This is a genomic window from Cupriavidus phytohabitans, assembly GCF_017815025.1.
GTDB lineage: Bacteria > Pseudomonadota > Gammaproteobacteria > Burkholderiales > Burkholderiaceae > Cupriavidus.
The window spans coordinates 1-12,175 of sequence record NZ_JAGIQB010000024.1 but is presented as its reverse complement, the minus strand read 5'-3'; the positions used below and the strand labels follow the sequence as shown (position 1 = coordinate 12,175).

Genomic DNA, 12,175 nt, shown 5'->3' with positions numbered 1-12,175 from the left:
CAGGGCGAACCTGCCGGCATGCGCCGTCAAAGCCCCAGCACCAGCTTGGCGATGATATTGCGCTGGATCTCGTTCGACCCGCCGTAGATCGACGCCTTGCGGTAGTTGAAATAGCGCGGCGCCAGCACGGCAGCATAGTCCGGTCCGACGCGCGGCGCGGCCTCGCGGCCCTGGATCGCGGCCCAGGTGTCCTGCACGAACGGCAGCGCGGCGGGACCGGCGGCCTCGACCGCCAGCTCGCTGACCGCCTGCAACGTCTCCGTGCCGGTGAGCTTCAGCATGCTGGACGCCGCCCCGATCGACGTGCCCGATTCCACGCCCGAGAACACGCGCAGCTCGACCGCCTCCAGCGCGGCGGCGCGCACGTGCAGCGCGGCCAGCTTGCGCCGGAAGGCGGGGTCGTCGAGCAGCTGCCGGCCATCGTCGGCGGCCTGCTCCGCAGCGATCTGCGCAACCTTGGCCAGCTGCTTGCGCAGCGTCGGGCTGTAGGTCCCGCCACGCTCGAACTCCAGCAGGTACTTGGCATAGGTCCAGCCCTTGCCCTCCTCGCCGATGCGGTTTTCCGCCGGCACGCGCACGTTCTCGAAGAAGACCTGGTTCACTTCCTGCTGCCCGGCCGGGGGGCCGTCCAGCGTCGGCAGCGGCGACACCGTGATGCCGGGCGTATGCATGTCGAGCAGCAGGAACGAGATGCCTTCCTGCCGCTTCGACTCGCGGCTGGTGCGCACCAGGCAGAACATCCAGTCGGCCCACTGCGCATGCGTGGTCCAGATCTTGGAACCGTTCAGGATGTAGTGCTCGCCGTCGCTGTCGGTACCGGGATCGGCGCGCAGCTGCAATGACGCGAGGTCGGAGCCGGAATTGGGCTCGGAGTAGCCCTGGCACCACCACACGTCCGAAGCCAGGATCGGCGGCAGGAAGCGTGCCTTCTGCGCGGGCGTGCCGTACTTCATGATCACCGGCGCCACCATCTTCAGCCCCATCGGCGACACCGGCGGGCAGCCGGCCGCGGCCAGCTCCGACTGGAGGATAAAGCGCTGCGCCGGCGTCCAGCCCGGGCCGCCATATTCCTGCGGCCAGTTGGGCGCGGCCCAGCCGCGCGCATGCAGCGCCTTCTGCCAGCGCACCTGGCCGCTCTTGTCGAGATAGCCGTTCTTGGACTGCGCCATCATCGCACGCAATTCGTCGTCATAGGCCTGGGCGATCCAGGCGCGCACGTCTTCACGGAACTGCCGGTCTTGCGGGGAGAAATCGAGATGCATCGGCGGGCCTCGCTGGGGTAGTCGTCAGGGATTGGCGGTTCAGGCCGCGACGGGATAGAGCAGGTCGGCGTAGCGGCGCAGGTGGTGCTCGGCCGAGCCGAACTGCAGGTCGATCGCCGTGACGCGCTTGAAGTAGTGGCCCACCGCCAGTTCCTCCGTGACGCCCATGCCGCCGTGGATCTGCACCGCGCCCTGGCCGATGAAGGCACCGGCCTGGCCGGCCTGGACCTTGGCCGCGCACGCCGCCTGCGCGAAAGCTGCCGGTGCACCGCCGGCCTGCATCGCCGCGACCTGTGTCAGTGCCACGGATTGCTCCAGCTGCATATACATGTCGGCCATGCGGTGCTGCAGCACCTGGAACGTGCCGATCGGCACGCCGAACTGCTTGCGCTGGCGCGCGTAGTCGATGGTGTCGGCCAGCATGCGCGCCATCGCGCCGTTGGCTTCGGCGGCCAGCGCAACCATGGCGTGGTCGCACAGCCGCTCGATCAGCGCGAAGGCCTCGCCTTCGGCGCCGATGCGCTGGCTGGCGGCTACCTGCACGTTGTCGAGCAGCACCTCGGCCGCGCGCATGCCGTCGAAGGTGGGATATTCGCGCAGTGTCACGCCGGGCGTGTCGCGTGCGATCCAGAACAGGCTGATGCCCTCGCGGTCGCGGCGCGCTCCCGCGGTGCGGGCGCTGACCACCAGGTGCGAGGCGAACGGCGCCCCCACCGCTACGTGCTTGTGCCCGCTCAGCCTGTAGCCGTTGCCAGCGCGCGTGGCGCTGGCCTGCACGTCGTGCCGGCAATAACGGCTGGCGGGCTCGGCATGCGCCCAGGCGGCGGTGGCCTCGCCGCCGATGATGGCGGGCAGCCACTGCGCCGCCAGTTCCGGGCTGCCTTGCGCCAGCGCGCCGCCGGCCAGCACCACGGTGCCAAGATACGGCTCGAGCACCAGGTGGCGGCCGAACTGCTCCATCACGATCATGTGCTCGGCAGCGCCGCCGCCCAGCCCGCCGAGCGCCTCGCTGAAGCCCGCGCCCAGGATACCGAGGTCGCGCGCGAACGCACGCCAGCAATCGGGCCGCCAGCCCGCCGCGGACTGGACCGCGGCGCGGCGCGCTTCAAAATCGTAGTGGTCGGCCAGGTAACGCGCGAGCGTGTCGCGCAGCATCGATTGTTCTTCGCTGAACTTGAAATCCACCTCGGCTCCTTCGGGAATGGGGGATGGCGTGCTTGCGATAGCCCGCGACAGCATGATCCGGGCACGCCGCCGGGCAGCGCATCGTCGCATTCGACGAAGGTGCGCAGGGGCTGCACGGGGCCCCGCACGCGTCGTTTCATGCGGCACCGCATCAAAATGCCGACGCCGCGCTTCGTCGCTTCCGACGATGGTTGAACCGGCGGGTCGTTCACAGAATGCGGGATCACCCATCCCAATCCAGCGAACCGCTGTCGAAGGAGCCCAACGCCATGCATCCGTCCATCCACGCGCAGCGCACGCCAGAAAAGCCGGCCGTCATCATGGGCAGCAGCGGCGCAGTCGTCACTTACCGCGAGCTGGACGAGCATTCGAACCAGGTGGCACACCTGTTCCGCGCGCTGGGCCTGCGCCCGGGCGACCGCGTGGCCTTCATGCTGGAGAACCATCCGCGCCTGTTCGAGCTGTGCTGGGGCGCGCAACGCAGCGGAATCATCTATATCTGCCTGAGCACAAAGCTGAACGCGGCCGACGCCGCCTATATCGTCAATGACAGCGCCGCGCAGGTGCTGGTGACCACGCACGCGCTGGCGGAGATCGCGGCCTTGCTGGTGGCGCAGACGCCGGCGCTGAAGCGCCGGCTGATGCTCGACGGCACGGTGCCCGGCTACGATGCTTATGAACCGGCGTTGGCACGCTGCCCCACCACGCGCATCGCCGAAGAAGTGACCGGCGGCGATATGCTCTATTCCTCGGGCACCACGGGCCGGCCCAAGGGCGTGTATGCGCCGCCGGCCAGCCCGCGCATCGAGGATCCCACCACGCTGACCAGCCTGTGCCAGCGGCTCTATGGCTTCGATGCCGAGAGCCGCTACCTGTCGCCGGCGCCGCTGTATCATGCCGCGCCGCTGCGCTACAACATGGCGGTGCAGGCGCTGGGCGGTACCACGGTGGTGATGGAGCATTTCGACGCGGAGCAGTACCTGCAGCTGGTGCAGCAGCACCGCATCACCCATACGCAGCTGGTGCCGACGATGTTCTCGCGCATGCTCAAGCTGCCCCAGGCGCAGCGCGAGGCCTATGATGTGTCGTCGCTGCGCGTGGCGATCCATGCCGCGGCGCCGTGCCCGGTGCAGGTCAAGGAGGCGATGATCGCGTGGTGGGGACCGGTGATCTGGGAATACTACGCCGGCACCGAGGGCAATGGCGTGACCGTGGTCAGCACGCAGGAATGGCTGCAGCGCAAGGGCACCGTGGGCCGGGCCATGGTCGGCAAGCTGCGCATCTGCGGCCCCGACGGCGAACTGCAGCCGCCGGGCGAGCCGGGCACGATCTATTTTGCCGAAGGCCGGCCCTTCGAATACCACAATGACCCGGCCAAGACGGCGGAATCGCGCCATCCGCAGCATCCGGACTGGAGCACCATCGGCGATGTCGGCTATGCCGATGCCGACGGGTACCTGTTCCTGACCGACCGCAAGGCCAACATGATCATCTCCGGCGGGGTCAACATCTATCCGCAGGAGGCCGAGAACCTGCTGATGACGCACCCCAAGGTGCTGGACGTGGCGGTGATCGGCGTGCCCAACGAGGATTTCGGCGAGGAGGTCAAGGCCGTGGTGCAGCCGGCCGACATGGCGCAGGCTGGTCCGGAGCTGGCGGCCGAGCTGATCGCATTCTGCCGCGCCAACCTTTCCACTATCAAATGCCCGCGCTCGGTCGATTTCGAGTCCGAACTGCCGCGCCTGCCGACCGGCAAGCTGCTCAAGCGGCTGCTGCGCGACCGTTATTGGGCAGGCCACGGCAACAAGCTGGTGTGAAGGCGAGCCCCGGCATCCGGCTGGCGTCCGGCGAGCGGGGCGGTGGGGCGGTGGGGGGGGGGCCGGGGCCGCCCCTTAATCCAGCCGGAAGGCCGCCTGAAGAGACCCGGAACCCTCGGCGGCGCGCGGCCGCCCGCGTTTACGCCATAATTCCGTGTTCCATCACAGTCACGCGCGCCCGCGCTGCTGCGCAGGCGCGCGCATCGCTTCGCATTGCCGCAAGGGCGGTGCGGCGCGGAAGACGACAAATCGCCAATGGCAAGTATCGAGGAGACCGGGCGGCGCGTGCCGTCTGCCACCGGCGCCGCTGCGCTGTCGGCCAAGCTGCGCCCGCCGCTGCTGACGCCGTTCCAGGTCGAGCGCACGGCGATCTGCGACGCCGTGTGCGCCGCCGACTTCGTCAAGCTCGTGCTGGTGCGCGCGCCCGCGGGCTTTGGCAAGACCACCGCCATGCTCCAGTGCCGTGCGCGCCTGGAAGCCGCCGGCGGGCGCACCGCGTGGCTCACCCTTGACCGCGCCGACAACGATGCCACCCGCTTCCTGGGCTCGATCGAGGCCGCCATCGCGCAGGCGCTCGGGGCCGCGGCCCAGCCGCCCCGCTCGGGGCTGGTGCAGGACCCCGGCGAGCAGGCGCTGGCGCTGATCGACCGGCTGGCCGGCCACAGCGGCGCCTTCACGCTGTTCCTCGACGATTTCGAATCGATCCAGAACGCCGCCGTCAGCGGCCTGGTGTGGCAGATGGTCGAAAGCCTGCCGCCGGGCTGCCGTGTCGTGATCGGCACGCGCTGGGTGCCGGAGAGCGGCCTGGGCCGGCTGCGCGCACGTGGCGAGCTGCTCGAGATCGAGCCCGCGCAATTGCGCTTCAGCGCCAGCGAGACCGAATCCTTCCTGCGCCACGCCCGTGGGCTCAAATTGCAGCCAGCCGCGATCAGTGCGCTGCACCGGCGCACCGAAGGCTGGGCCACGGCACTGTGGCTGGCTTCGGTGGCAATGGAGCGGCGCAGCCAGCCCGAGGGCTTCATCGCCGGCTTTTCCGGCTCCAACGCGGCGATTGCCGACTACCTGGTCGAAGACGTCTTCCTGCACCTGCCCGACGCGGTGCGGGACTTCCTGTTGCGGACCTCGATCCTCGACCAGCTCTGCGGCCCGCTGTGCGACGCGGTCTGCCAGGCCACTCCGCCTTCAGCCGGCGGCGCCGGCAGCAGCGACGAGATCCTGGCCTGGCTGGAGCGTGCCAACCTGTTCCTGCTGCCGCTGGAGAGCGAACGCTACGGCGAGCGCGGCACCGGCGCGGCGCCGGAGCAGTGGTACCGCTATCACAGCCTGTTTTCCGGCTTTCTGCGCGGCCAGCTGGCGCAGTCGATGCCGGCGGCCGTGCCGCCATTGCACCTGGCTGCCTCGCGCTGGTATGAAGCGCAGGGCCGCCCGGTGCCCGCCATCGAGCACGCACTCGCGGCCGGTGCGCTGGGCCATGCGCTGGAATTGCTGGACGGCGCCGTCGACGACCTGCTGGGGCAGGGCCGCATGCGGCTGCTGACGCGCTGGCTGGAGGCGGTACCGGCGCAAGAACTGGCCCGTTGGCCCAAGCTGCAGATCGCGCATGCGTGGGCGGTGTCGTTCACGCGCGGCCCGGCCGACGCGATCGCGCTGCTGCAGGCGATCCCGACCGAAGGCGCGGCCGGCGACCTGCTCGCGCATATCCGCGCCCTGCGCCACGTGCTGCTCAACATGATGGACCGCTTCGACGACGCGCGCGCCTTCGCCCGCGACGAGCTGCCGCCGCTGCCGATGGGCTACGCCTTCCCGGACGCGATCCTGGGCACGTCGATGGCGCGGCTGGCCGCGGTCATTGGCGACTACCCCGAGGCGCGCCGGCTGCTGCAGATCGCGCGCCAGGCCGTGCGCGGCTCGGACAGCAACTTCAACAAGATCTTCTCCGAATCGGTCGAAGGCCTGATCGACCTGCGCCAGGGGCGGCTGCAGCAGGCGCTCGCGCGCTTTCGCATTGCCGCGCGCACGATGCTGCCGAACCGCTTCGGCCCGACCAATGGCAACGCGATGGCAGGCATCCTGCTGGCCGAAGGGCTGTACGAGAGCGGCGATACCGAACGCGCCAGCCGGCTGCTCAACGTGTACCTGCCGCTGTCGCGCGATCTTGGCCTGCCGGACCAGATCATCACCGCCCACACCGTGCTGGCCCGCATCGCCTTCGATCGCGGCGACACCGACCAGGCCCATGAATGGCTGGCGCAGCTGGAGGCGCTCGGCCACCACCGCGGCCTGACCCGGCTGGTGATGGCGGCGATGCTCGAGCGCGCGCGGCTGGCGCTGCGCCAGGGCAATGTGCACGCCGCGCGGGAGGCCATCGAGCGCGCCGCCGACCCCGCGCTGTGGCGCACGCGTCCGGGGGTCAGCTCGTTCGCCAGCGACGTCGAGGACATCTTTGTCGGCAGGCTGCGGCTGGACGTGCATGCCCGCCCCGGTGCGCAGGTGCGCGACGCGATCGAGCGCGAACTGGCGGCCGCCACCAGCAACCAGCTGATGCGCCGCGCGCTCAAGCTGCGCATCCTGCTGGCGCAAGCGTGCCAGCGCAGCGGCGACGGTGCGCATGCGCTGGTGGTGATGGGCGAGGCGTTGCGCTTCGGGGCGGCCGAGGGGTTCGTGCGGATCTTTGCCGACGAAGGCGACGACGTGCGCCGGCTGGCGGCCGATGCCTGCGCGCGCCAGGGCGCCAGCCTGCCATCCGCCTACGTGGAAAAGCTGCTGCAGGCATGCGGCCAGCAAGCCGGCGCAGCGCGTGGCGGCACGGGCGGCCGTCCCGCGCCGCCGGCGCTGGTGGAGCCGCTGACGCCCAAGGAGCAGAAGGTTCTGCAGTTGCTGGCCGAAGGCTTCTCCAACGTCGCCATGGCCGAGCGCCTGTTCGTGTCCGAGACCACGGTGCGCACGCACCTGCGCAATATCAGCGCCAAGCTGCACGCCAGCAACCGCACCCAGGCGGTGGCGATCGCGCGGCAGCTGGGCCTGCTCTGAGCCGGTCGCCGCGAGCGTGGCTGCGCGCGGCGACCGGGCCCGGATGCCGATCCGGATGCCGGCTCAGATGCCGATGAACTCGGCAAACTCCGTCAGCGGCGCGCGCGCCGCGCGCAACTGGTTGGCCGGCGCCTCGGGATCCTCGTAGCCGATCGCCATGCCGGTGAACAGCATGCGCTCGGCCGGCAACTGCAGGAAGCCGCCGATGGTCTCCGGATACATCGCCCAGCATTCCTGCGCGCAGCTGTCGAGCCCTTCCTCACGCAGCAGCAGCATCACGGTCTGCAGGTACATGCCGAGGTCCGACCACTGCGGCGGGCCCATGCGCCGGTCCACTGTGCAGAACAGCGCCAGCGGCGCACCGAAGAAGGTGAAGTTGCTGGCGAACTGCGCCAGCCGCCGCGCCTTGTCTTCACGCGGGATGCCGAGGTAGTGGTAAAGCGCCTCGCCTACCTCGAAGCGCCGGTCGCGGTAGGGCGCAACCAGCTCGGGCGGGTAGACGTGGTACTCGCGGTCTTCGCCCTTGGGCGCGTGCGCGATGCGCTCGCGCATGATGCCGCGCAGGCGCTCCAGTGCCTCGCCGCCGATCACGTGGATGTGCCAGGGCTGCAGGTTGCCGCCCGACGGCGCGCGCGCTGCGGCATCGAGCACGCGGCGGATGGTGTCGGCGGGCACGGGCTTGTCCAGGAAGCCGCGGACGGACTTGCGGCTGGCGACGGCTTGGCTGACTTTCATGCTGACTCCGATAGGAACGTTGGGGCGCTGGCCTCAAGCACTTCAGGCTGTTCAGGCGAACGGCGGCTCGCCGCGCCAGTCGAAGAAGTCCGGCAGGTCGTTGGAGACGGTGTCGGGGAATGCGGCCGGGCGCTTTTCAAGGAAGGCGCTGACGCCTTCCTTGACGTCGGCCGAGCGCCCCCGCGACTGGATCGCCCGGCTGTCGAGCTTGTGCGCCTCCATGGGGTGGCTGGCGCCGGCCATGCGCCAGATCAGCTGGCGCGAGATCGCCACCGACACCGGCGCGGCGTTGTCGGCGATTTCGCGCGCGATCGCCCGCGCCGCCGGCAGCAGGTCTTCGGGCGCGTGCAGCGAGCGCACCAGCCCGCGTTCATGCGCCTCTTGCGCCGAGAAGACCCGGCCGGTATAGCACCATTCCAGCGCCGTCGAAACGCCGACCACGCGCGACAGGAACCACGACGAGGCTGCCTCCGGCGTGATGCCGCGGCGCGCGAACACGAAGCCGAACCTGGCGTCGGTCGACGCCAGCCGGATATCCATCGGCAACTGCATGGTCACGCCCACGCCCACGGCGGCGCCGTTGACCGCGGCAATCACCGGCTTGAGGCTGCGGAAGATGCGCAGCGACACTCGGCCGCCGCCGTCGCGGTGCGCGGTGTCGGGGCTGGCGCCATAGCGCTTCTCGAAATCGAAGGTCGAGCTGCCACCGGACAGGTCGGCGCCGGCGCAGAAGGCGCGGCCCGCGCCGGTGACGATCACCGCGCGGACGTTGTCGTCGGCATCGGTGGCGTCGAAGGCGCCGATCAGGTCCTGCATCATCTGCGCGGTGAAGGCGTTGAGCTGGTCCGGGCGATGCAGCGTGATGGTGGCGACACCGTCTTCGACGGCGTAGCGCAGGGTTTCGAACGAAGGCGTGGCTTGCGTCATGGCGACTCCTGCTGAGGAAAGAGGGGCGGGGTGCTGCGGGCCGGGGGCGGCGAAAGCCCGGAACAGCGCGGGGACAGCCAACACTAGTGCAGAATGCGCCGCCCGCAATCGTCGCTTCCGACGAAGCATGGCGCGGGCCCGCGCCGTAGACTGGCCCGACCGCCGCAAAGGCCGCTAGCTGACAGCACCAAGGACAATCATGAAGACTCGAATCACCGAACTGCTTGGCATCCGCTACCCCATCATTCAGGGCGGCATGCAATGGGTCGGCTATGCGGAAATGGCGTCGGCCGTCTCCAACGCCGGCGGGCTGGGCATCCTCACCGCGCTGACGCAGCCGACCCCCGAGGCGCTGGGCGAGGAAATCCGCCGCTGCCGCGATATGACCGACAAGCCATTCGGCGTGAACCTGACGTTGCTGCCTTCGATCAACCCGCCGCCGTACGCGCGCTACCTCGACGTCATCATCGAGAGCGGCGTCAAGGTGCTGGAGACTGCAGGCAACAACCCCAGGGATCACATCGCGCGCGCCAAGGCCGCCGGCCTGAAGGTGATCCACAAGTGCGTGGCAATCCGCCATGCGCAGTCGGCCGAGCGCCTGGGCGTCGACGCGGTGTCGATCGACGGCTTCGAGTGCGCCGGCCACCCCGGCGAGGACGATGTCCCGGGCATGGTGCTGATCCCGCTGGCGGCGCGCAAGCTGTCGGTGCCGGTGATCGCCTCGGGCGGCATCGCCGACGGCCGCGGCATGGCCGCGGCGCTGGTGCTGGGTGCCGAGGGCGTGAACATGGGCACGCGCTTCTGCGCCACCCAGGAAGCGCCGATCCACGACAACGTCAAGCAGGCGCTGGTGCAGGCCAGCGAGCGCGACACCAACCTGATCTTCCGCACGCTGCACAACACCGCGCGCGTGCTGAAGAACGCCGTGTCGGACGAAGTCGTGAGCATCGAACGCCGCCCCGGCGGCGCGCAGTTCGAGGACGTCAAGCACCTGGTCGCCGGCGTGCGCGGCAAGGCTGCGCTGAAGGCGGGCGAGACCGATGGCGGCATCATCAGCGCAGGCCAGTGCGTGGGCCTGATCGACGACGTGCCGAGCTGCGAGGAACTGCTCGCGCGCATGGTCCGCGTATGCCGCGAGTACCTTGGCTCGGCCTCGCGCTACTTCGCCTGACGCCATGGCCGAAGCCGAAATCGAAGCGGCGATGCCGCAGGCGGCCGACAGCACCGGTGCCGTGCCGGAGGGCTTCGTGCCGCTGCGGCAACCGGGCGGCTACATGGCCAACTTCGGCCAGCTCTACCTGAACCGCGAACGCCGCACGCTGGCGGTGCGCATCGACGAGAGCCATCTCAACAACCTCGGCATTCCGCACGGCGGCATGCTGGCGACGCTGGCCGATACCGCCATCGGCATGATGATGTCGCTGGAGACCGGACGCGAGAAGAGCGCGGTCACCGTCAACCTGAGCCTGGACTACCTCGACTCCGCGCGCCTGGGGGACTGGGTCGAGGCCCGCGTGGAGTTCGACAAGCTCGGCTCGCGGCTGCGCTACGGCACCTGCCGGCTGGTCAGCGGCGAGCGCTGCCTGCTGCGCGCCACCGCGATCTTCGCGGTGCTCGGCCCGCGCAGCTGACACCTCCCTGAGGCGGCCGGCTAACTTCGTCGCTTCCGACGACGCTGGCCGGACGGCGCGGGACAACAATACGGGCCAAGCGTGCCGGCACTCGCCGGCAACCCGCATCTAGCACAGGCCGGCCGCGGGACGGCTGGCACCGAACAAGGAGATCACATGGCAGAGGCATATATCGTCGCCGCGGCACGGACCGCCGGCGGGCGCAAGGGCGGCAAGCTGTCGGGCTGGCATCCGGCCGACCTCGCCGCGCAGGTGCTCGATGCGCTGGTCGAGCGCACCGGCGCCGATCCCGCGCTGGTCGAAGACGTCATCATGGGCTGCGTCAGCCAGGTCGGCGAGCAGGCCGGCAACGTGGCGCGCAACGCCATCCTCGCTTCGCGGCTGCCGGAAAGCGTGCCGGGCACGTCGGTGGACCGCCAGTGCGGCTCGTCGCAGCAGGCGCTGCACTTTGCCGCGCAGGCGGTGATGTCGGGCGCGATGGATATCGTGATCGCGGCCGGCGTGGAAAGCATGACGCGCGTGCCGATGGGCCTGTCGTCGCAGTTGCCGGCCAAGAATGGCTTCGGCGTGCCCAAGAGCGCGGGTGTCGAGGCGCGCTACCCCGGCGTGCAGTTCAGCCAGTTCACCGGCGCCGAGATGATCGCGCGCAAGTACAACCTGTCGCGCGAACAGCTCGATGCCTACGCGCTGCTCAGCCACCAGCGCGCCGCGGCAGCGACCAAGGCGGGCCGCTTCAACGCCGAGATTATCCCGGTCGAGGTGCGCATCGCCGAGGGCGCCAACGGAGAGATACATACCTCCGACGAAGGCATCCGCTATGACGCATCGATGGAAAGCATCGGCTCGGTCAAGCTGATCGCCGACGGCGGCCGGGTGACCGCTGCCTCCTCCAGCCAGATCTGCGATGGCGCCGCCGGCCTTCTGGTGGTCAACGAGGCTGGCCTGAAGAAGCTCGGCGTCAAGCCGCTGGCGCGCGTGCACCACATGACCGTGATCGGCCACGATCCGGTGGTGATGCTCGAAGCGCCGCTGCCGGCCACCATGCACGCGTTGAAGAAGGCCGGCCTGAGCATCAATGACATCGACCTGTTTGAAGTCAACGAAGCCTTTGCACCGGTGCCCCTGGCCTGGTTGCAGGCAACCGGCGCCGATCCGGAGCGACTCAACGTGCATGGCGGCGCAATCGCGCTGGGCCATCCGCTGGGCGGCTCGGGCGCAAAGCTGATGACGACGCTGGTGCATGCGCTGCATACGCACGGCAAGCGCTACGGGCTGCAGACCATGTGCGAAGGCGGCGGGCTGGCCAACGTTACCATCGTCGAACGCCTGTAAGGCGTTGGCGCTTGCGCCGGGCGCCTAAGGCAGGAACGCAGCAGGAACGCAGCAGGAACGCAGCAGGAACGCAGCAGGAATGCGGCAGTAAAGGGTAGTAAAGGGAGAAGGACCGGCGGCGCGGGCATGTCACAGTGCCCGCGCCAGTTGCCGGAGCGATTGCGGCCGCGTGCCACGCCAATCGGGATAGGAGCGGACCTCGCGGCCCGGCCCCTCCCACACCACCGTGCATACGGGTCCGTACACGGCGGTTCGG

At 69.7% G+C, this 12,175-nt stretch carries 9 protein-coding genes; 5 read left to right on the top strand and 4 right to left on the bottom strand.

Going from position 1 to position 12,175, the window contains the following annotated elements:
* Positions 1-26: 26 nt before the first annotated feature.
* Together J8I34_RS17670 and J8I34_RS17665 are read right to left on the bottom strand one after the other, a co-directional pair.
* Positions 27-1,262: an acyl-CoA dehydrogenase family protein gene (locus tag J8I34_RS17670; RefSeq protein ID WP_209806586.1), complete on the bottom strand. Its 1,236-nt coding sequence runs from the start codon at positions 1,260-1,262 to the stop codon at positions 27-29.
* 39 nt (positions 1,263-1,301) lie between these two features.
* The gene (locus J8I34_RS17665; RefSeq protein ID WP_209806583.1) at positions 1,302-2,447 is read right to left on the bottom strand and encodes an acyl-CoA dehydrogenase family protein; all 1,146 of its coding nucleotides are present in this window, start codon (positions 2,445-2,447) and stop codon (positions 1,302-1,304) included.
* A gap of 269 nt (positions 2,448-2,716) precedes the next feature.
* Between J8I34_RS17665 and J8I34_RS17660 the strand changes: the two genes are divergently transcribed.
* Positions 2,717-4,264: an AMP-binding protein gene (locus J8I34_RS17660; RefSeq protein WP_209806582.1), complete on the top strand. Its 1,548-nt coding sequence runs from the start codon at positions 2,717-2,719 to the stop codon at positions 4,262-4,264.
* A gap of 255 nt (positions 4,265-4,519) precedes the next feature.
* Positions 4,520-7,294, top strand: a complete 2,775-nt coding sequence (locus J8I34_RS17655) for a winged helix-turn-helix domain-containing protein (RefSeq protein WP_209806580.1) — start codon at positions 4,520-4,522, stop codon at positions 7,292-7,294.
* A gap of 63 nt (positions 7,295-7,357) precedes the next feature.
* Here J8I34_RS17655 and J8I34_RS17650 read toward each other — a convergent pair whose 3' ends face one another.
* Both J8I34_RS17650 and J8I34_RS17645 read right to left on the bottom strand, forming a co-directional pair.
* Complete coding sequence (locus J8I34_RS17650) at positions 7,358-8,029, bottom strand: nitroreductase (RefSeq protein ID WP_209806578.1); 672 nt, start codon at positions 8,027-8,029, stop codon at positions 7,358-7,360.
* A gap of 51 nt (positions 8,030-8,080) precedes the next feature.
* Positions 8,081-8,956: a crotonase/enoyl-CoA hydratase family protein gene (locus J8I34_RS17645; protein WP_209775293.1), complete on the bottom strand. Its 876-nt coding sequence runs from the start codon at positions 8,954-8,956 to the stop codon at positions 8,081-8,083.
* A gap of 199 nt (positions 8,957-9,155) precedes the next feature.
* Between J8I34_RS17645 and J8I34_RS17640 the strand changes: the two genes are divergently transcribed.
* The 3 genes from J8I34_RS17640 (at position 9,156) to J8I34_RS17630 (ending at position 11,919) form a co-directional block, all read left to right on the top strand.
* Positions 9,156-10,127 carry an NAD(P)H-dependent flavin oxidoreductase gene (locus tag J8I34_RS17640; protein ID WP_209806577.1) on the top strand — a complete coding sequence of 324 codons (972 nt, stop codon included), beginning with the start codon at positions 9,156-9,158 and terminating at the stop codon, positions 10,125-10,127.
* Positions 10,128-10,131: 4 nt separating this feature from the next.
* Positions 10,132-10,587, top strand: a complete 456-nt coding sequence (locus J8I34_RS17635) for a PaaI family thioesterase (protein ID WP_209775292.1) — start codon at positions 10,132-10,134, stop codon at positions 10,585-10,587.
* A gap of 156 nt (positions 10,588-10,743) precedes the next feature.
* Positions 10,744-11,919 (top strand): acetyl-CoA C-acetyltransferase, encoded by a 1,176-nt coding sequence (locus J8I34_RS17630; protein ID WP_209806575.1) that lies wholly within the window; start codon positions 10,744-10,746, stop codon positions 11,917-11,919.
* Positions 11,920-12,175 lie beyond the last annotated feature (256 nt).